We start from the raw sequence: 19,243 nt of genomic DNA, 5'->3' as shown, positions 1-19,243 counted from the left end.
CCCTCAACAGCGCTGCATCACTCAGCCCGCCAGCAACCAAACCCCAGTCGCCGCCGAAGCCGCCCCCGCCACCCGCACCAGCGGTGCCGCCGCAGCCGGCAGGAACCGCACCAGCGCATAACCGGCCGCGTGCAACACCGCCGTCGCCCCCACGAACCCGGCGGCATACGCCCAAGGGCTGGTCATGTCCGGTAGCTCCAGGCCATGGGCCACACCATGGAACAGGGCAAACACGGCTGTTGCGGCCACGGCCACCGCCACCGGTGGGCGAATCGCCAAGGCCACCGCCAGGCCCAGGGCCAGTACCGACGCGGCAATCCCGCTTTCCAGGGCTGGCAATGCCAACCCTTCAAAACCCAGCATGCCGCCCAGCAGCATGGTGCCGACAAAGGTACACGGCAGCGCCCAGCGCGCCGCGCCCTGTTGCTGCGCCGCCCACAGGCCGACCGCCAGCATCGCCAGCAAATGGTCCAGCCCGCCGAGTGGATGGCTGATACCGGCCACCAGGCCATTGTCGCCATGACCCGGATGGGCAAAGGCCAGGGCCGGGGCCAGCAGCAGGGTGGCGGCGGCAAACAGTTTTTTGAGGCTCATAAACAGCTCCTTGGTAAGGGGATCAGGCTGCGCTCAGCAGGCCTTGGCGTTCGATAAAGGCGACGATTTCTTCCAGGCCGACGCCGGTTTTCTGGTTGCTGAACACGAACGGCTTGCCGCCGCGCATGCGCTGGGTGTCGCTGTTCATCAGTTCCAGCGAGGCGCCGACCAACGGCGCGAGGTCGATCTTGTTGATCACCAGCAGGTCCGACTTGCAGATCCCCGGCCCACCCTTGCGCGGCAGCTTGTCGCCGGCCGACACATCGATCACGTAGATCGTCAGGTCCGACAGTTCGGGGCTGAAGGTGGCCGACAGGTTGTCGCCGCCCGACTCCACCAGAATCAGGTCCAGGCCTGGAAAACGCCGGTTCAACTGGTCTACGGCTTCCAGATTGATCGACGCGTCTTCGCGAATGGCCGTGTGCGGGCAGCCGCCGGTTTCCACGCCGATGATGCGCTCGGGTGCCAGCGCCTGGTTACGCACCAGGAAGTCGGCATCTTCGCGGGTATAGATATCGTTGGTGACCACCGCCAGGTTGTAGCGATCACGCAGGGCCAGGCACAGCGCCAGGGTCAGGGCGGTCTTGCCGGAGCCAACGGGGCCGCCGATACCGACGCGCAGGGGTTGTGTGTTCATGGGGCTCTCCTAGGAACGGAACAGGCGGCTGTACTGGCGCTCGTGGGCCATGCATGCCAGGGACAGGCCGAACGCGGCGCTGCCAAAATGATGGGGATCGCGCTGGCGGGCGTCCTGCTGGGCCTGTTGCAGCAACGGCAGCAGTTCGCTGGTCAGGCGTTGGGCGGCTTGCTGGCCCAGGGGCAGGGTTTTCATCAGCACCGCCAATTGGTTTTCCAGCCAGCTCCAGAGCCAGGCGGCCAGGGCATCGTCGGGGCTGATTGCCCAGGCGCGTGCGGCCAGTGCCCAGCCCAGGGCCAGGTGGGGTTCGTGGGTGGCATCGAGAAAACGCCGGGCCGGCTCATCAAGCTCCGGCAGGCCGTTGAGCAATTGTTGCAGGGAGTAGCCCATTTGCCGGCTCTCCTGGAACAGCTCGCGGGTTTCGCGGCTGGCGCGGTGTTCTTCACACAGGTGGCGCAGCGCCTCCCAGTCGTGGTCCGCAGCGGCCTGGCAATGGGCAAGCAGCAGCGGCGCTTCGAAACGCGCGAGGTTGAGCAGCAGTTGGTCGCTGATCCAGCGTCGGGCGCTGGCGGCATCGCACACACGGGCATTGTCCACGGCCATTTCCAGGCCCTGGGAGTAGCTGTAGCCGCCAATCGGCAATTGCGGACTGGCCAGACGCAGCAGCGCCCAGGCCGGGTTCACAGGCGCACGCCGAACTGGTGCAGTTTGGGCGGGTAGTTGAAGTCTTCATCACCGTGGCGCGAGTGATGATGACCGCCACCATAGGCCCCGTGCTCGGGCTGGAAGGGCGCTTCGAGGGTTTGGGTATGGGCGCCCAGTTGCTCGAGCATGGCCTTGAGCACGTAGTCATCGAGCAGACGCAGCCAGCCGTCACCCACTTGCAATGCTACGTGGCGGTTGCCCAGGTGATAGGCCGCACGGGTCAACTCGAAGGCGCTGCTGCAGGTGACGTGCAGCAGTTGTTCAGGGCGCGCGCAGACACGTACGACACGTCCGTCCTCGGCCTGTAGGAATTCCCCATCATGCAGCGGCGGCTGGCCGCGCTCCAAAAACAGGCCGACGTCTTCGCCCTCGGCACTGAAACAGCGCAGACGGCTTTTGCTGCGGGCTTCGAAGTTCAGCAGCAACTCCGCAGCCCAGGTGGATTGGTGCGCAATTTTGCGGTGGATCACCAGCATCGGGAAGCTTCCAGCTATGAGCGATAAACAGGCTAGAGCAAGGGGCTTGCCAACCAGGCTGGATGTAGGAAAACGCCGTAGGTTCTGGGCGTTACGCCACTAAACGGGGCGAGCGTTCTGGAAGGGGGTGGTCCAATTTGGTGCGCGATGGGGGGGCAGGCACTCGAATTGGGCGATTTGAACGTGGGGTATTTATCGGTGGTGATGTTTGGGATTTGTCCTACGAGAATCTTGGATTTTCCGTTCATCATGCTACGCGTCGTTTTACTAGGATTTCGCCCCGTGTTTAATCCATTGCGACGTTCATCATGTTCAAGTCATTTTTATGTGTAGTTCTTGTCGGTCTGTTCGGCATCGTTTCATCGGCCTCGGCCAATTTCACCAAGCGCAACAACACTGGCCTGGCCCCGTTCGGCTCTTCGCTGCAGGCCGTGCCGCAACCGACCATCGACAATGTGATCGACCGCGCCCACCAATTGCTGGGCACCGCCTACACCTGGGGCGGAACCTCCCAGGAGCAGGGGTTTGATTGCAGCGGCTTGCTGGTCTATCTGTTCAAGACTGAAGCCAACATCGTCATCCCGCGCACCACGGCAGCGATGCACCGTTCAACGGCGGCGACGATCAAGCGCAACGCACTGCAACCCGGCGATGCGGTGTTTTTCCGGGCCAATGGCAGTGGCCAGGTCGGCCATGTCGGCCTGTATGTGGGGGAGGGTAAATTCATTCACTCGCCGCGCAAGGGCAAGAGCGTGCGCATCGACTCGCTGGCCAACAATTACTGGAAGAAGAACTACACCACGGCCAAGCGTTTCCACGCGGTGCGTTGAGCGCGCTACTCGGTGCTGCCCAGGCCTTGCCAGTGCTTGAGGCCGATAAAGATAAAGCGCAGTTGCTGGGTGATCTTGGCCTGGGGCGTGAGGTGCGCCGGCAGGGCAGCCGCGGGCGGGTCGATGATGTCGGGCAGGGTGGCGAACACGCTCTTGACGATCAGGTCGGCCATCACATGCAGGCCCTCGGCATCCAGGTGCTGGAGCTTGGGCATCAGCGTCAGGTCGGCCGCCAGGTCCGAGGTGATGTCTTCGCGCAAGGCGCCGATGGCTTGGCGCACGGCCAGGCAGCCGCCGTATTGCTCGCGGGCCAGGAATAAAAACTGCGAACGGTTGGCCGCCACCACATCGAGAAAGATGCGCACCGAGGCATCGATGATGCCACCCATGACAAATTCGTTGTGGCGTACCAGGCGGATGGTGGCGCGAAAGGTCTGGCCGACCTCACTGACGAGCACCAGGCCCAGTTGGTCCATATCGGCAAAGTGACGGTAAAAACCGGTGGGCACGATGCCGGCGCTCTTGGCCACTTCCCGCAGGCTCAGGCTGCCAAACCCTCGGCCACCCTCCATCAGATGGCGGGCTGCGTCCATCAAGGCAAGGCGGGTCTGTTGCTTCTGTTCGGCGCGGGGCAGCATGGGCGGGTGGGCTTTGTAGACAAGGACAGCGACGCACTCTAGCAAAACAACTTTACCGGCGTCGAACTTGAAGCAGGACAAAGGTGGTGCGGATCGTACAAAGTCAAAGCCCGATCTCAGGGGATCGGGCTTTTTTCAGGGCCAGCACCGGCTTAGCTCGTTGCTTTATGCATTTCTTCCAGACGGTCGGAACCGCCTTCGGCAACGAATTCGCGTTGTTGCAGGCGGTCCGAGCCACCTTCAACCAGGCCTTTCTGTTCCAGGCGATCACGGCCACCTTCGGCAACGAATTCGCGTTGTTGCAGACGGTCCGAGCCACCTTCAACCAGGCCTTTCTGTTCCAGGCGATCACGGCCACCTTCAGTGACGAATTCGCGTTTTTGCAGACGGTCCGAACCACCTTCAACCAGGCCTTTCTGTTCCAGGCGATCACGACCCCCTTCGGCAACGGTCTGGCCGATGTGCGAAGCGTCAGCCTTGGCTTGTGGGATGGCTTGTTCGGCCGCTGGCAGGGCAAAAGCACTGGTGGCCAGGACAGAGAGTGCAACACTGAGCAGTAATTGGCGTTTCATGATGAGTTGCTCCTTGGGAGGGCGATAAAGTGGGTACGGAGGCAATGCTACTCTCGATATCTCGATATAAAAGTTCATAAACACAATGGTAATAATCAACAGAATTGATTGTTCTGCGCCGAGGCTCTAGATCGCGCCTCTCAAGCACGCGCTTTTGCACCGGGGTGGGTATTTTCGATACGGGCATGGGTAACAACGGTGCGCTGGCCATGAGGCAAGCTGTCGGATCAGTCAGAAAAAGCGCTTTTCACCGCTAAATGCCATCTGCGGTTAAACCCCCAGGCCATTTGCCAGTCGTAGCCATATAAGCTTTAGTCCTTGCGCGCGTTGCCGGTGGCACGCGCAGCCGTAATCAGGAGCCCTGTGCAATGACGCGCACTCGTAAAATTCTCGCCTGGAGCAGTGCCTGCTTCGTTCTGTTAATCGCCGCCGTGGTGTTGATCCTGGTGTTCTTCGACTGGAACCGGATCAAGCCGCAAATCAATGCCAAGGTCTCTGAAGAGCTGCACCGCGCCTTTGCCATCAATGGCAACCTGGCTGTGGTCTGGCAGCGCGAGCCGGACGAGGGCGGTTGGCGTGCCTGGGTGCCGTGGCCCCATGTGGTGGCCGAGGACCTGAGCCTGGGCAACCCCGAGTGGTCGAAAAAACCGCAGATGGTCACCTTAAAGCGCGTCGAACTGCGCATCTCGCCCTTGGCGTTGCTGGCCCAGCGCGTGGTGATCCCGCGCATCGACCTGACCGAACCGAGTGCCGAGTTGCAGCGTCTGGCCGACGGTCGCGCCAACTGGACCTTCACCTTTGATCCCAAGGATCCGAATGCCGAACCCTCCAATTGGGTGGTGGACATCGGCGCCATAGGCTTCGATAAAGGCCACGTGACCCTCGACGACCAGACCCTCAAGACCCGTCTCGATGTGCTGATCGACCCCCTGGGCAAGCCGATTGCGTTCAGTGAGATCGTTGGCGAGCGCGATGCAAAAAAAGCCCTAGAGCAGGGCGCCACGCCCCAGGACTATGCGTTTGGCCTCAAGGTCAGCGGCCAGTACCACGGGCAGAAACTGGCGGGTAGCGGCAAGATCGGCGGGCTGCTGGCTTTGCAAGACGCGGCCAAGCCATTCCCCCTGCAGGCCCAGGCGAAGGTCGGTGATACCAGCATCGCCCTGGCCGGCACCCTGACTGACCCCCTGAACCTCGGCGCCCTGGATCTGCGCCTGAAACTGTCCGGCACCAGCCTGGGCAACCTTTACCCCCTGACCGGCGTGACCCTGCCGGACTCGCCGGCCTATTCCACCGATGGTCGCTTGATCGCCAAGTTGCATGAAGCCGGCGGCGCGTCGTTCCGCTATGAAAACTTCAACGGCAAGATCGGCAACAGCGATATCCACGGCGATCTGGCCTATGTCGCCAGCCAGCCACGGCCCAAGCTCAGTGGCGCGCTGGTGTCCAACCAACTGCTGCTGGCCGACCTGGCGCCGCTGATCGGTGCCGACTCCAACGCCAAGCAAAAGGCCCGTGGCGGTGAAAGCAAGCAACCGGCGACCAAAGTGCTGCCGGTGGAGGAGTTCCGCACTGAGCGCTGGCGCGATATGGACGCCGACGTCGAGTTCACCGGCAAGCGCATCGTGCACAGCGCCGAACTGCCCTTTACCGACCTCTACACCCACCTGGTGCTCAACGATGGCCAACTAAGCCTCGAACCCCTGCGCTTCGGCGTGGCGGGCGGCAAGCTCGATGCGCAGATCCGCCTCAATGGCCGCATCACGCCGCTGGAAGGCCGGGCGAAGCTGACGGCGCGCAACTTCAAGCTCAAGCAGCTGTTCCCAACCTTTGAACCGATGAAAACCAGCTTCGGCGAGCTTAACGGCGACGCCGATATCGCCGGGCGCGGCAACTCGGTGGCGGCGCTGTTGGGCAGTGCCAATGGCGATCTGAAAATGCTCATCAACGACGGCGCGATCAGCCGCAGCCTGATGGAAATTGCCGGGTTGAACGTGGGCAACTATGTGATCGGCAAGTTGTTTGGCGACAAGGAAGTGAAGATCAACTGCGCAGCGGCGGACTTCGGGATCAAGACCGGCCTGGCCACCAGCCGGCTGTTTGTGTTCGATACCGAGAACGCGATTATCTACATCGATGGCACCGCGAACATGGCCAGCGAACAACTGGACCTGACCATCACGCCAGAGTCCAAGGGCTTTCGCTTGTTCTCACTGCGTTCGCCGTTGTACGTCAACGGGCCGTTCATCAAGCCCAATGCCGGGGTCAAGACGGTGCCGCTGTTGCTGCGTGGCGCGGGGATGGTGGCGCTGGGTGTGATCGTCGCACCTGCGGCGGGCTTGCTGGCGCTGGTGGCGCCCAGTGGGGATGAGCCGAATCAATGTGTGCCGTTGTTGCAGCAGATGAAGGAAGGCAAGGCGCCGAAGACGGTGAAGGGCTAAAGGTGGGAGCGGGCTTGCTCGCGAATGCGGTGTATCAGTCAACATATCCGTCACTGATCTACCGCATTCGCGAGCAAGCCCGCTCCCACATTAGTGAGTGCTGCTGGCAGGCTTACAGGTCTTTGAGAATGTCCGCCATATCGTCAGCGTGCTCTTCTTCCTGGGCCAGGATGTCTTCAAAGATCCGGCGGGTGGTTGGGTCTTTCTCGCCGATGTACTGAATGATCTCGCGGTAGCTGTCCACCGCGATGCGCTCGGCCACCAGGTCTTCGTAGACCATTTCCTTCAAGGTCTTGCCGGCCACGTATTGCGCATGGGAATTCTTGGACAACAGGTCCGGGTTGAACTCCGGCTCGCCGCCCAGTTGTACGATGCGTTCGGCGAGTTTGTCGGCGTGTTCCAGCTCCTGGTTGGCGTGCTCCAGGAACTCATCGGCAGCCACGCTGGCTTTCAGGCCGCTGGCCATGAAGTAGTGGCGCTTGTAGCGCAAGACGCAGACCAGTTCGGTGGCCAGCGACTCATTGAGCAGGCGCAGGATCTCTTCGCGGTCGGCACTGTAGCCTTCGGTCACTGCGCCGTTTTCCACATTCTTGCGCGCACGTTCGCGAAGGGTGCTTACGTCAGACAAATGCATGTCGGTCATTTCAATCTCCTGAGGCTAATCCGGTTTTGCGCCACACTCTGGTGGTGTGATCGCTCAAAGTTGTGAGTGCTGCGCGGCGCAAAAAGTTTTATCGGATGTTGCCGGCTGTCATATCGATTGCCCAAGAGCTGATCTAGGATCAGCTCAGTCGCCCCTTTTCAAGGATGTTCGCCGCCATGGCGCAGACATTGGCTACACGTTATCCCCTGGTTTTGGTGCCGGGCATGCTCGGGTTTGTAAGGCTGGTGCTGTACCCCTACTGGTACGGCATCGTCCCGGCCTTGCGTGCCGGTGGGGCGCAGGTGTTTGCGGTGCAGGTGGCGCCGCTCAACTCCAGTGAGGTGCGCGGCGAGCAGTTGCTGGTGCAGATCGAGCAGATACGCCGCCAGACCGGCGCCGACAAGGTCAACCTGATCGGCCACAGCCAGGGTTCGCTCACCGCCCGTTACGCGGCGGCCAAACGTCCGGAATGGGTGGCTTCGGTCACTTCGGTGGCCGGGCCTAACCACGGGTCGGAACTGGCGGACTACCTGCACACCCATTACCCGGCCGACAGCGCCAAGGGCCGCATCATGAGTGCGCTGTTGCGCCTGGTGGGCGTGGTGATGGGCCTGCTCGAAACCGGTTATCGCGGCCCGCGCTTTGCCGCGGATATCCATGCCTCCCATCAATCCCTGACCAGCGCGGGGGTGGCGCTGTTCAATCGCCAATACCCCCAAGGCCTGCCACACACCTGGGGCGGGCAGGGCGCCGAGGAAGTGAACGGTGTGCGCTATTACTCCTGGTCCGGCACCCTGCAGCCGGGCAAGACCGATCGCGGGCGCAACCTGCTGGACGGCACAAACCGCAGTTGCCGGCTGTTTGCGCGGACCTTCGTCAAGGAGAAGGGCCAGTGCGATGGCATGGTCGGGCGCTACAGCTCACACCTGGGTACGGTGATCGGCGATGACTATGCGCTGGACCATTTCGATATCGTCAACCAGTCCCTGGGCCTGGTGGGCAAGGGCGCCGAGCCGGTTCGGCTGTTTGTCGAACATGCGCAGCGGTTGAAGGCGGCCGGGGTCTAGGCGGTAGCAATCGGTCAGGCGACGCGCCTGACCGGTGTCGTCCACCGCTCCGAAAGAATCACCCCACCCAACGTCAGCACACCCCCCACCAGGTGATACAGCGCCAACTGCTCCTTGAGCACCACCGCTGCAATCAGTGCCGTGATCAACGGCAGCAGATTGAAAAACAGCGTGGTCCGGCTCGGTCCCAGGTTTTTCACCGAATGCATCCACGCCAGTGGCGCGATCATCGAGGCCAGCAGGCAGGCATACACCACCAGGCCAATATTCGACGGGCCCAGGCCGACCTTGTCCGAGGCCAGGAACAGCGGAAACAGCACCACCACCGCCACCAGCACCTGCAAATACAGCAGCACCAACGGTGGCAGGCGCAGCTGCCATTTCTTCAGCAGGGTGCTGTAGATCGCATAGGCCAGGGTGGCCACCAGCATCATCGCGTCGCCCAGGTTCACCCCGTGTTGCAGCAACGCGCCGAGGCTGCCGGACGAGACGACCACCGCGACCCCGGCAAACGACAGTACCGCACCAGTCAGGGCGCCAAAGGTCAGGCGCTGGCCGAGGCTGATAATGGCCGCGGTCAGGGCCATCAACGGCATCAGCGACAGGATGATCCCCATATTGGTGGCGCTGGTCAGGCTCGCGGCGTAGTACGCCAGGCTCTGGTAGACCGCCATGCCGAGCACGCCAAGCACGGTGATCTTGCCCAGGTTGGGGCGGATCAGCGCCCAGTTGGCGATGACCGGCTTGAGCATGAACGGGGTAAACAGGATGGCAGCCAGCAGCCAGCGATAAAAGCCGATCTCGGCCGGGAAAATCGAACCCACGGCGAGTTTGTTGACCACGGTATTGCCGGCCCAGATAAAGATGGCCAGCAGTGGATAAGCGTATTGCATTGCAAGGAACCAGGAACGTTAGTGAAGGCTGATTATCCTTTGTCTGGATCGAAGCCTATACTTCAATCCGGCCAAGCCACCTTTGGATCCAGACAACATGTCCCAGACCTACATCAACCTGCCCGATTTCGAGGTGCTGCCGGCCCCGGTGTACTTTCGCTATTCGGAATTTGCCGCCGACAGCCGCGCCTCCAGCCATCAGCATGCCTGGGGCTCGCTGGATTACTCGGCCCGTGGCGTGATGCGCTTTGAAGTGGGCGGCAACCGGTTTATGTCGCCACCGCAATACGCGGTGTGGATCCCGCCCAACACCCAGCACAGTTCCTACAACGCCCAGGCGATTGTCTACCGCTCGGTGTACCTGGCGCCGTCCTTGTGCGAGCAATTGCCCTCGCAGCCCTGCACCCTGACCATCAGCAACATCCTCAAGGCCATCCTCAGTGACTTTGCCGAGCGCGATGTCAACATCCCCGCCAACGAGGCCGACGTGCGCCTGGCCCAAGTGCTGGTGGACCAACTCCGGCAGGCGCCGGTGCATGATTGTTTCCTGCCCTATGCCAGCAGTCCCGGCCTGCTCAGCGTGCTTGAAGGCATGCAGGTGGATCCTGGAGACAACCGCGCGCTGGCGCAGTGGGCACAGCAGGTGCACGTCAGCGAACGCACCCTGGCCCGGCAATTTGCGCGGGAACTGGGCATGAGTTTTGGCGAATGGCGCCAGCGCTTGCGCTTTCTTGCGGCCATCGAAGCCCTGGAAAGCAGCCGCAGCGTGCAGGAAGTGGCCTTTGACCTGGGCTACAGCACCGCCTCGGCGTTTATTGCGATGTTCCAGCGCCAGGCCGGCAGCACGCCGGAGCAGTATCGGCGGACGAATCTACGTAGCAGGTGAAGGTGTAACAGGCTTTGTCTACACTGCAGGAGAGGCCGCGCCCCTCGGCGTGGTAACAGGGAGAAAACTCCATGAAGATGTTGCGTATTCCGTTGTTGATGATCGGTCTGCTGCTCTGTTCCCAAGGGTTTGCGGCCACTGCCCAGCAAAACAAAATGACCACCTGCAACGCCGAAGCCACCACCAAGACCTTGAAGGGCGACGAGCGCAAGGCCTTCATGAAAACCTGCCTCTCGGCCCCGGCAGCCAACGACGCCAAGACCCTGACCCCGCAGCAGCAAAAAATGAAGGACTGCAACGCATCGGCGAAAACCAAGGCGTTGACTGGCGATGCGCGTAAAACCTTTATGAGCACCTGCCTGAAGAATTAATAGCCCCGGACTACCTAAGGCTGCGACACTCGCACAGCCCTTACACCTGTAGGAGCGAGCTTGCTCGCGAAGAACGTGAACGGTATCGCGCTCATCCTGAATGCACGCGTTGCCCGTGAGTTTTTCGCGGGCGAGCCCGCTCCTACATGTCCTTTAACGCCGTTCGTTTAGAGGCTGTATGCCAACGTTTTCTTCGCGTCATGTGTTGTTGCTGGCCAGCTACATCATCATCTTCGGCGGGTTGCTGCTGGTCCTGCCGTTAAAACTGCTGCCTAGCCTGTTGGCCGGCCTGTTGGTTTTCGAACTGGTCAACATGCTCACTCCACAGCTGCAACGCCTGATCGAAGGGCGGCGCGCGCGTTGGCTGGCGGTGGCATTGCTCGGTACCGTGATTGTCAGCGTGCTGACCCTGATCTTCGCCGGCGCCATCAGCTTTTTGCTGCACGAAGCGGAAAACCCCGGGGCCTCCCTGGATAAATTCATGGGCGTGGTCGACCGCGCGCGCGGCCAGTTGCCGCCGTTCCTCGACGCCTACCTGCCGGCCAGCGCCGCCGAGTTTCGCGTAGCCATCGGCGAATGGTTGAGCAAGCACCTGAGCGACCTGCAACTGGTGGGCAAGGACGCGGCGCATATGTTCGTGACCCTGCTGATCGGCATGGTCCTGGGGGCAATCATCGCCCTGCAGCGGGTACCCGACCTGACCAAACGCAAACCCCTGGCCGCCGCGCTGTTCGACCGCTTGCACCTGCTGGTCCAGGCTTTTCGCAACATCGTCTTCGCGCAAATCAAAATCGCTGCCCTCAACACCGTGTTCACCGGGATATTCCTCGCGGTGGTGCTGCCGTTGGCGGGGATCCACCTGCCGCTGACCAAGACCCTGATCGTCCTCACATTCTTGCTGGGCCTGCTGCCGGTGATCGGCAACCTGATGTCCAACACCCTGATCACCATCGTTGCGTTGTCGATGTCGATCTGGGTGGCGGTGGCGGCGCTGGGTTATCTGATTGTGATCCACAAGGTCGAGTACTTCCTCAACGCGCGCATCGTCGGCGGGCAGATCAGTGCCAAGTCGTGGGAGTTGCTGTTGGCGATGTTGGTGTTTGAAGCCGCATTCGGCCTGCCGGGCGTGGTGGCGGGGCCGATCTACTATGCGTATTTGAAGAGTGAGTTGAAGCTGGGCGGGATGGTCTGAGGGTTCAGGGTGCCTGGACTGACCCTTTCGCGAGCAAGCCCGCTCCCACATTTAGACTGCATTCCCCAGGCGGAACTCGATCTAAATGTGGGCGGGCTTGCTCGCGAAGGCCGCACCACAGTCTTAACTAAAGATCAGTAGCCATAACGCTTACTGGCCTCAATCGCCAACCCGCTACCAATGCTGCCGAAGATATTGCCTTCTACATGTTGGGCATTGGGCAGCATCGCCGAAATGCTCTGGCGCAGGGCCGGGATGCCGCTGGAGCCGCCGGTGAAGAACACCGTGTCGACCTGGGCCACGTCTACCGAGGCGTCGTCGAGCAGTTGGGTCACGCTGTTGCGCACCCGCTCCAGCAGGTTGTCGATGGAGGACTCGAACAGGGCGCGGCTCAGTTCCACGCTCAGGCCTGGTTCTACCCGGTCCAGCGGTACATGGCGGCTATCGTCGTGGGTGAGGTGGATCTTGGTTTCTTCCACCTCCATCGCCAGCCAGTGCCCGGCGCGCTGTTCGATCAGCTTGAACAGGCGGTCGATGCCACCGGTGTCCTCGATGTCGTAGCGCATGCTGCCCAACGCAATCTGGGATTTTTGCGAGTACACCGAGTTGATGGTGTGCCAGGTGGCCAGGTTCATATGGTGGCTGGTGGGCATGTAGGCGCCGCTTTTCATACGGCTGCCGTAGCCGAACAGCGGCATCATGCCGGCCAGCGAGAGCTGTTTGTCGAAGTCGGTACCGCCGATATGCACGCCGCCGGTGGCGAGGATGTCGTCGTGGCGGTTGTCGTGCTGGCGCCGCTCAGGCGACAGGCGCACCAGGGAGAAGTCGGACGTACCGCCGCCGATGTCGACAATCAGTACCAACTCTTCTTTTTCAATGGTGGACTCGTAGTCGAAGGCTGCGGCAATCGGCTCGTACTGGAACGAAACTTCCTTGAAGCCGAGCTTGCGGGCCACGTCCACCAGGGTGTCTTCGGCCTCTTTGTCGGCCATCGGGTCGTCGTCGACGAAAAATACCGGGCGGCCCAGCACCACTTCCTCGAACTCACGACCGGCGGTGGCTTCGGCGCGGTTCTTGAGCTGGCCGATAAACAGCCCCAGCAGGTCCTTGAACGGCATGGCCGTGCCCAGCACGCTGGTGTCGTGCTTGATCAGCTTGGAGCCCAAAAGGCTCTTGAGCGAGCGCATCAGGCGGCCTTCGTAGCCTTCCAGGTACTCGTGCAGCGCCAGGCGGCCATAGACCGGGCGGCGTTCTTCGAAGTTGAAGAACACCACTGACGGCAGGGTGATCTTGTCGTCCTCCAGCGCGATAAGCGTTTCCATGCCGGGACGGATCCAGCCGACAGTGGAGTTGGACGTGCCGAAGTCGATGCCGCAGGCACGGGCTGGGGAGGTGTTGTTCATGTCTAACAGGTTCCGGTTAAAAAACGGCCGCGCAGTGTATGTCACTCGCGTGCAGATGCGTAGGCCGACTATCCGCTAAATACAGCAGACTTGTTACCTTGAAAGGTCGGCTCTTTGCCCCCAACTCCTGTGCATACGGTTGGTGGCTGTCGAAAGGATCAAGTTTGTCCTGCAAGCCGCCGATAATTTTCTGACGCACCTCGAATCGCCCCGCGATGCCCCGGCAGGCAGGGCGCGACTGTGCGATCTCGATAACGGATGGTGATGCCCCCATGGATTTCAAAGACTATTACAAGATTCTTGGTGTCGAGCCGACGGCCGACGACAAGACAATCAAGGCCGCTTATCGCAAGCTGGCCCGTAAGTATCATCCCGACGTCAGCAAGGAAAAGGACGCGGAAGCGAAGTTCAAGGACGCCTCGGAAGCCTATGAAGCGCTGAAAAGCGCAGACAAGCGCGCCGAATACGACGAGTTGCGCCGCTATGGCCAGCACGGTCAGCCCTTCCAGGGGCCGCCAGGCTGGCAGAGCCGTGGCGGGTTTGGCGGTGGCCAGGATACGGGCGAGTTTTCGGACTTCTTCAGCTCGATCTTCGGCTCGCGCGGCAATGGCTTTGGCGGTGCCCAAGGGCGCAGCCCCGGCCGTCGCGGCCAGGATGTGGAGATGGAGCTGCCAGTATTCCTGGAAGAGACCCTGTCTACCGAGTCCAAGGCGATCAGCTTCCAGGTTCCGCAATACGATGCGTCGGGCCGGCATGTCAGCAACACCACCAAGAGCCTGAATGTAAAAATCCCGGCCGGTGTGGCCGATGGCGAGCGCATCCGCCTCAAGGGCCAGGGCGCGCCGGGGATTGGCGGTGGGGCCAATGGCGACCTGTACCTGATCATCAAGTTTGCGCCGCATCCCAAGTTCGAAGTCGACGGCGAAAACCTGATCATCAACCTGCCTCTGGCCCCCTGGGAGCTGGCGTTGGGCGCGGAAGTCGCGGTGCCGACGTTGACCGGCAAGATCAACCTCAAGGTCCCGGCCGGCAGCCAGAATGGCCAGCGCATGCGCGCCAAGGGCCATGGCTTGCTGAACAAGGCCGGGCAACGCGGCTATCTGTTTGTGCAGCTCAAGGCCGTGATGCCCAAAAGCAGCGACGAAGAGGTCAAGGCGTTGTGGCAGGAGCTGGCGAAAAAGGCTGATTTTGATCCGCGGGAAAACTGGGGTCGCTAAGGGGGGGAGCGGGCTTACTGTGACCAGGGGGCTTGTTGTGGCAAGCGGGCCCGTTGTGATGAGTGGGCTTGTTGTGGCGAGCGGGCTTGCCCCGCGCTGGGGTGCGAAGCAGCCCTATCCCCTGCCGCTGAGGTGTATCTGGAAGAATGCAGTGACTTTATTGGGGCTGCTTCGCACCCCAGCGCGGGGCAAGCCCGCTCGCCACAACAAGCCCGCTCGCCACGACAAGCCGGCTCATCACAACAGGCCCACTAGTCACAACAATCGCACTAGCACCGTCGCGGCAGCACCACGGTGAATGTGGTGCCTTCGGCCTCGCTGGAGGTCACTTCAATCGTGCCCTGATGGGCCAGCACCACTTCCTTGACGATAAACAGCCCCAGCCCGAGGCTGGTCGAGGTGTTGCCCAGTTCTTCAGTGGCGCTGCGTACCAGCGGGTCGAAGACGGTGCCCAGCGCCGCCTGGGGAATCGGGATGCCGTAGTTGTGCACGCTCAGTTCCACGGTGTCGGGCGTGCCCTTGAGGTTCAGGGTCACGGCCTGGCTGTTGAGGCCGTGCTGCAACGCGTTGCCAATCAGGTTCTGCAGCAGTTGATCGATTCGCCCACGATCCCACTGCCCCTGGGTGTCGTCCTCGACATGCAAATGGGCCTGGCAATCCGGGCGACCAGCGCATGCTTCGTCGATGGCGGCCTGCGCGGCGTCAGCCAGGTTCATCGGCTTGGGTTCGATCGGCAGGCTGCTGCCCAGCCGGCTGCGCACAAACTCCAATAGATCGCGGACCATTGCCCCCATATGCCGGGCGCCATTTTTGATATTGCCCACCAGGCTCAAGCCTTGGCTGTCCAGCGCGACTTTGCGCAGCAACATCTCGGTGGACATGTTCACCGCCTGCAACGGTGCGCGCAGGTCGTGGCCGAGGATGGCGAGGAAAATATCCCGCGAGCGATTGACCTGCTCGGCGTAGGCCGCGGTGGATTCGGCCAGGGCTTCGTCGATGGCCTCATTGAAACGGATCATGTCCTGGAAGTACGTCATGTCCGGCACCTCGAGGCTATCGACCCACAGCCGGATCACACAGGCCCGCAGGTGGCGGAACTCGGAGGTCATCTGCACCAGGTCAAAACCCACGGTATGACGTAGCTCGCCATGGCTGGCGGCGGCTTCGTCCAGGCTTGGGGTTTTCTCCGGGCCTTCGCCCTTGGCCTTGGCCGCTTGTTCGTCGGCGCTCTGGCGGGTGTTCATGTCCCGTGCGGCGGCCAGCAGGATCGAGTGCGCGTGGTCGCGCAGTTGCGTGCGGTTCAGGGTGTCGGCGGCCGGGGTCAATGTTTCGGCAAACTGCTCCCATTCATCGACGATCCGCTCGGCATGCAACACGATGAATTCGGATAGGCCCATAGCCAGGTTCCCAAGTGCAAGACAGTAAAGAGGCGCATCGTAGCGCCTTACGCCTCTTCGCTTCACTGGCACACAGGGTTAATGCCGATGAACGGTCAGAATAGAAAGTAACGCTGGGCCATCGGCAACACATCCGCCGGTTCGCACCACAGCAATACACCGTCGGCCTTGACCTGATAGGTCTGCGGATCTACCTCGATCTCGGGCAGGTAGTCGTTGTGGATCAGGTCGGTTTTCTGCACCTGGCGGCAGCCCTTGACCACCCCGATCTGCTTCTTCAGGCCCAGGGCTTGCGGCAGGCCCTCGGCCAGTGCGGCCTGGCTGATAAACGTCAGGCTGGTGGCGTGCAGCGCGCTGCCGAAGCTGGCGAACATCGGCCGGTAGTGGACCGGCTGCGGCGTAGGGATCGAGCCGTTGATATCGCCCATCAGGCTTGAGGCAATCGCCCCACCCTTGAGAATCAACGTGGGCTTGATCCCGAAGAACGCCGGGCGCCACAGCACCAGGTCGGCCCACTTGCCCACCTCGATCGAGCCCACTTCATGGCTGATGCCATGGGTGATCGCCGGGTTGATGGTGTACTTGGCGATGTAGCGCTTGGCACGGAAGTTATCGTTGCCTGCTCCGTCCCCCGGCAGCGGCCCGCGTTGTTTTTTCATTTTGTCGGCGGTTTGCCAGGTGCGCATGATCACCTCGCCCACGCGGCCCATGGCCTGACTGTCGGAGCTGATCATCGAGAATGCGCCAAGGTCATGCAGGATATCTTCGGCGGCGATGGTTTCGCGGCGGATGCGGCTTTCGGCGAAGGCCACGTCTTCGGCAATGCTCGGGTCCAGGTGATGGCAGACCATCAACATGTCCAGGTGCTCATCGATGGTATTGCGGGTGAATGGCCGGGTCGGGTTGGTGGAGCTGGGCAGCACGTTGGGGAAACCGCAGGCCTTGATGATATCCGGCGCGTGCCCGCCGCCGGCCCCTTCGGTGTGGTAGGTGTGGATGGTGCGCCCCTTGAGCGCGGCGAGAGTGGTTTCGACAAAACCGGACTCGTTGAGGGTGTCGCTGTGGATCGCCACCTGCACATCGTATTCGTCGGCCACGCTCAGGCAGTTGTCGATGCTCGCCGGGGTGGTGCCCCAGTCTTCATGCAGCTTCAAGCCAATCGCCCCGGCCTTGACCTGTTCGATCAACGGCTCAGGCAGGCTGGCGTTGCCCTTGCCGGTAAAGCCAATGTTCATCGGGAACGCATCGCTGGCCTGCAGCATGCGCGCCAGGTGCCACGGGCCCGAGGTGCAGGTGGTAGCGTTGGTGCCGGTGGCCGGCCCGGTGCCGCCGCCGATCATGGTGGTGACGCCACTGGTCAGCGCCTCTTCGATCTGCTGCGGGCAGATGAAGTGCACATGGGTGTCGATGCCGCCGGCGGTGAGGATCATGCCTTCGCCGGCAATCACTTCGGTGCTGGCGCCGATGGCCAGGGTCACGCCCGGCTGGATATCCGGGTTGCCGGCCTTGCCGATCCCGGCGATACGCCCGTTCTTCAGGCCGACATCGGCCTTGACGATACCCCAGTGATCGATGATCAGCGCGTTGGTGATCACCGTGTCGACCACGTCGGCGGCCAGCAGTTGGCTCTGGCCCTGGCCGTCGCGGATAACTTTGCCGCCGCCGAACTTCACTTCTTCGCCGTAGGTGGTGAAGTCCTGTTCCACTTCAATCCACAGCTCGGTATCGGCCAGGCGGACCTTGTCGCCGACGGTGGGGCCGAACATGTCGGCGTAGGCTTGGCGGCTGATTTTCATAGGGGTGTCCTGAAGAATTTGTGTTGAATGTGAATCCGCTATCGCAGGCAAGCCAGCTCCCACATTTGAAATGCATTCCCATGTGGGAGCTGGCTTGCCTGCGATGAGGCCCTACAGGTCGCCCATGATGCGTCCGGCAAACCCGAACACCCGGCGCAACCCCGCCAGCTCCACCAACTCCACCTCGCGGCTCTGCCCCGGCTCAAAGCGCACCGCCGTGCCCGCCGGGATGTTCAGGCGCATGCCGCGGCTCAGGGCACGATCGAAGGCCAGCGCGTCGTTGGTCTCGAAAAAATGGTAATGGGAACCCACCTGGATCGGCCGGTCGCCGCTGTTGGCCACGCTCAGGGTGACAGTGCGCCGGCCCACGTTGAGTTCGATTTCACCAGGCTGGATCTGATATTCACCAGGAATCATGCAGGTTGCCCCAGGGTCTTGTAGTAGATGGCGGTCGGGCTGTAGCGCCCGTCCGGGCTTTGGCAGTAGTCCGGCAGTTCGCCGATCTTGGTGTAGCGCAGCGCCTGGTAGAAAGCTTCGGCGGGGGAGCCGGCTTCGGTGTCCAGGTACAGCAGGCCGCGCTTGTGCTGGCGTGCGCACAGCTCCAGGGCGCTCATCAATTGCTGGCCGAGGCCGTGGCGCCGGGCGTCATTGCGCACCAGCAGCTTTTGCACCTCGGCGCGGTTGAGGCCGTTGGCTTTCTGGCACAGCGCCAGTTGTACGCTGGCCAGCACCTGTTCATCGCGCACCACCACCCACAGCAGCAGGCTGGCGTCCTCGATACCAGCCTGTACGCCGTCGAAATAGTCCCGTGCCTGAGCCGCGTCGAGGTCGGCCATGAAGCCCACCGATGCGCCGTGCTGCACGGCGTCCAGCAACAGCTCAATCAAACCCTGGCGGTAATGGGCAAAGCTTTCGGTGTTCACTCGACGCAGTTGGGCGGCGCTCATTGCTGTTACTCCTTGTGAACCGCCGGCGGCTGGGCGCCAGGGTTGAGCATCAGTTGCATAAAGGTCAGGTCCAGCCAGCGGCCGAACTTGGTGCCCACCTGGGCCATTTGCCCGGTGATGCCAAAGCCCAGGCGCTCATGCAGGCGGATCGAAGCCTGGTTGCCGCTTTCGATGGCGGCGACCATCACGTGTTTGTCGCAGGCCCTGGCGCGTTCGATCAGGGCCTGCATCAGCAACGGGCCGAGGCCTTTGCCGCGCTGGTCGTTGCGCACATACACCGAATGCTCGACGGTATGGCGAAAGCCGTCGAAGGGCCGCCAGTCGCCGAACGAGGCATAGCCGACCACGTGTTCGGCTTCCACCGCCACCAGGATCGGATAGAACTGCGCCTGGCGCGCACTGAACCAGGCCTGGCGATTGCCCAGGTCCACCGGTTGGTCGTTCCAGATCGCCGTGGTGTTGAGCACGGCATCGTTGTAGATATCGCGGATCGCCGGCAGGTCGCCGTGCACCGCGTCACGAATCAGCAAGGACATGGCTG

General features: G+C 62.0%; 21 protein-coding genes. 7 read left to right on the top strand and 14 right to left on the bottom strand.

From position 1 onward, the window contains the following. Positions 1 to 21: 21 nt before the first annotated feature. From FIV38_RS04400 to ureE, 4 genes are read right to left on the bottom strand one after another with little or no spacing between them, the layout of a single operon-like run. On the bottom strand, positions 22 to 594 hold the full coding sequence (locus tag FIV38_RS04400) for a HupE/UreJ family protein (RefSeq protein ID WP_092233097.1): 573 nt from the start codon (positions 592 to 594) through the stop codon (positions 22 to 24). A gap of 22 nt (positions 595 to 616) precedes the next feature. After that, complete coding sequence (ureG, locus tag FIV38_RS04395) at positions 617 to 1,231, bottom strand: urease accessory protein UreG (RefSeq protein ID WP_029300789.1); 615 nt, start codon at positions 1,229 to 1,231, stop codon at positions 617 to 619. Between the two features lie 9 nt (positions 1,232 to 1,240). Beyond that, positions 1,241 to 1,915 carry an urease accessory protein UreF gene (locus FIV38_RS04390; protein ID WP_092233099.1) on the bottom strand — a complete coding sequence of 225 codons (675 nt, stop codon included), beginning with the start codon at positions 1,913 to 1,915 and terminating at the stop codon, positions 1,241 to 1,243. After that, entirely contained in the window at positions 1,912 to 2,412 is a 501-nt protein-coding gene (ureE, locus tag FIV38_RS04385) for an urease accessory protein UreE (RefSeq protein ID WP_092233102.1), read from the bottom strand. Before ureE ends, FIV38_RS04390 begins: the two co-directional genes overlap by 4 nt. 308 nt (positions 2,413 to 2,720) lie before the next feature. On the opposite strand from ureE, the gene FIV38_RS04380 reads away from it, so the two are divergent. Next, on the top strand, positions 2,721 to 3,242 hold the full coding sequence (locus FIV38_RS04380) for a C40 family peptidase (RefSeq protein ID WP_029300782.1): 522 nt from the start codon (positions 2,721 to 2,723) through the stop codon (positions 3,240 to 3,242). Between the two features lie 5 nt (positions 3,243 to 3,247). Here FIV38_RS04380 and FIV38_RS04375 read toward each other — a convergent pair whose 3' ends face one another. Next, complete coding sequence (locus FIV38_RS04375) at positions 3,248 to 3,880, bottom strand: TetR family transcriptional regulator (RefSeq protein WP_029300780.1); 633 nt, start codon at positions 3,878 to 3,880, stop codon at positions 3,248 to 3,250. Positions 3,881 to 4,032: 152 nt separating this feature from the next. After that, on the bottom strand, positions 4,033 to 4,452 hold the full coding sequence (locus tag FIV38_RS04370) for a hypothetical protein (RefSeq protein WP_092233104.1): 420 nt from the start codon (positions 4,450 to 4,452) through the stop codon (positions 4,033 to 4,035). A gap of 368 nt (positions 4,453 to 4,820) precedes the next feature. On the opposite strand from FIV38_RS04370, the gene FIV38_RS04365 reads away from it, so the two are divergent. Continuing rightward, a complete protein-coding gene (locus FIV38_RS04365; protein ID WP_092233107.1) occupies positions 4,821 to 6,890 on the top strand; it encodes an AsmA family protein in 2,070 nt (689 codons plus the stop codon). Positions 6,891 to 7,002: 112 nt separating this feature from the next. Here FIV38_RS04365 and FIV38_RS04360 read toward each other — a convergent pair whose 3' ends face one another. Next, positions 7,003 to 7,533: a ferritin-like domain-containing protein gene (locus tag FIV38_RS04360; RefSeq protein ID WP_029297770.1), complete on the bottom strand. Its 531-nt coding sequence runs from the start codon at positions 7,531 to 7,533 to the stop codon at positions 7,003 to 7,005. Between the two features lie 176 nt (positions 7,534 to 7,709). Here FIV38_RS04360 and FIV38_RS04355 point away from each other — a divergent pair, with 176 nt between their 5' ends. Further along, entirely contained in the window at positions 7,710 to 8,600 is an 891-nt protein-coding gene (locus FIV38_RS04355) for an esterase/lipase family protein (protein ID WP_029297769.1), read from the top strand. A 14-nt stretch (positions 8,601 to 8,614) separates the two neighbouring features. Here FIV38_RS04355 and FIV38_RS04350 read toward each other — a convergent pair whose 3' ends face one another. Next, positions 8,615 to 9,493: a DMT family transporter gene (locus FIV38_RS04350; RefSeq protein WP_092233110.1), complete on the bottom strand. Its 879-nt coding sequence runs from the start codon at positions 9,491 to 9,493 to the stop codon at positions 8,615 to 8,617. Between the two features lie 97 nt (positions 9,494 to 9,590). Here FIV38_RS04350 and FIV38_RS04345 point away from each other — a divergent pair, with 97 nt between their 5' ends. The 3 genes from FIV38_RS04345 to FIV38_RS04335 all read left to right on the top strand — a co-directional run bounded on the left by FIV38_RS04345 (position 9,591) and on the right by FIV38_RS04335 (position 11,942). Next, entirely contained in the window at positions 9,591 to 10,379 is a 789-nt protein-coding gene (locus FIV38_RS04345) for an AraC family transcriptional regulator (RefSeq protein WP_029297765.1), read from the top strand. A gap of 71 nt (positions 10,380 to 10,450) precedes the next feature. After that, complete coding sequence (locus tag FIV38_RS04340; RefSeq protein ID WP_029297763.1) at positions 10,451 to 10,750, top strand: PsiF family protein; 300 nt, start codon at positions 10,451 to 10,453, stop codon at positions 10,748 to 10,750. Positions 10,751 to 10,928: 178 nt separating this feature from the next. Next, positions 10,929 to 11,942 (top strand): AI-2E family transporter, encoded by a 1,014-nt coding sequence (locus tag FIV38_RS04335; RefSeq protein WP_029297762.1) that lies wholly within the window; start codon positions 10,929 to 10,931, stop codon positions 11,940 to 11,942. Positions 11,943 to 12,076: 134 nt separating this feature from the next. Here FIV38_RS04335 and FIV38_RS04330 read toward each other — a convergent pair whose 3' ends face one another. Beyond that, positions 12,077 to 13,345, bottom strand: coding sequence for an Hsp70 family protein (locus FIV38_RS04330; protein ID WP_092233113.1), 1,269 nt, complete (start codon positions 13,343 to 13,345; stop codon positions 12,077 to 12,079). A 272-nt stretch (positions 13,346 to 13,617) separates the two neighbouring features. On the opposite strand from FIV38_RS04330, the gene cbpA reads away from it, so the two are divergent. Next, complete coding sequence (gene cbpA / locus FIV38_RS04325; protein WP_092233116.1) at positions 13,618 to 14,562, top strand: curved DNA-binding protein; 945 nt, start codon at positions 13,618 to 13,620, stop codon at positions 14,560 to 14,562. 269 nt (positions 14,563 to 14,831) lie between these two features. On the opposite strand, the gene FIV38_RS04320 is transcribed toward cbpA, so the two are convergent. The 5 genes from FIV38_RS04320 to FIV38_RS04300 all read right to left on the bottom strand — a co-directional run bounded on the left by FIV38_RS04320 (position 14,832) and on the right by FIV38_RS04300 (position 19,238). Further along, positions 14,832 to 15,959 (bottom strand): sensor histidine kinase, encoded by a 1,128-nt coding sequence (locus FIV38_RS04320; RefSeq protein ID WP_070994281.1) that lies wholly within the window; start codon positions 15,957 to 15,959, stop codon positions 14,832 to 14,834. A gap of 95 nt (positions 15,960 to 16,054) precedes the next feature. Then, positions 16,055 to 17,755 carry an urease subunit alpha gene (gene ureC / locus FIV38_RS04315; RefSeq protein ID WP_092233120.1) on the bottom strand — a complete coding sequence of 567 codons (1,701 nt, stop codon included), beginning with the start codon at positions 17,753 to 17,755 and terminating at the stop codon, positions 16,055 to 16,057. A gap of 111 nt (positions 17,756 to 17,866) precedes the next feature. Then, entirely contained in the window at positions 17,867 to 18,172 is a 306-nt protein-coding gene (locus tag FIV38_RS04310) for an urease subunit beta (protein WP_070994282.1), read from the bottom strand. Continuing rightward, entirely contained in the window at positions 18,169 to 18,702 is a 534-nt protein-coding gene (locus FIV38_RS04305) for a GNAT family N-acetyltransferase (protein WP_029297748.1), read from the bottom strand. Before FIV38_RS04305 ends, FIV38_RS04310 begins: the two co-directional genes overlap by 4 nt. Before the next feature lie 5 nt (positions 18,703 to 18,707). Further along, a complete protein-coding gene (locus FIV38_RS04300; RefSeq protein ID WP_029297747.1) occupies positions 18,708 to 19,238 on the bottom strand; it encodes a GNAT family N-acetyltransferase in 531 nt (176 codons plus the stop codon). Positions 19,239 to 19,243: the final 5 nt, after the last annotated feature.

Source organism: Pseudomonas proteolytica, from assembly GCF_007858275.1.
Classification (GTDB): Bacteria; Pseudomonadota; Gammaproteobacteria; order Pseudomonadales; family Pseudomonadaceae; genus Aquipseudomonas; species Aquipseudomonas proteolytica.
Note: the sequence above shows the minus strand (reverse complement) of the source record. Positions and strands in the feature narration are given on the sequence as shown.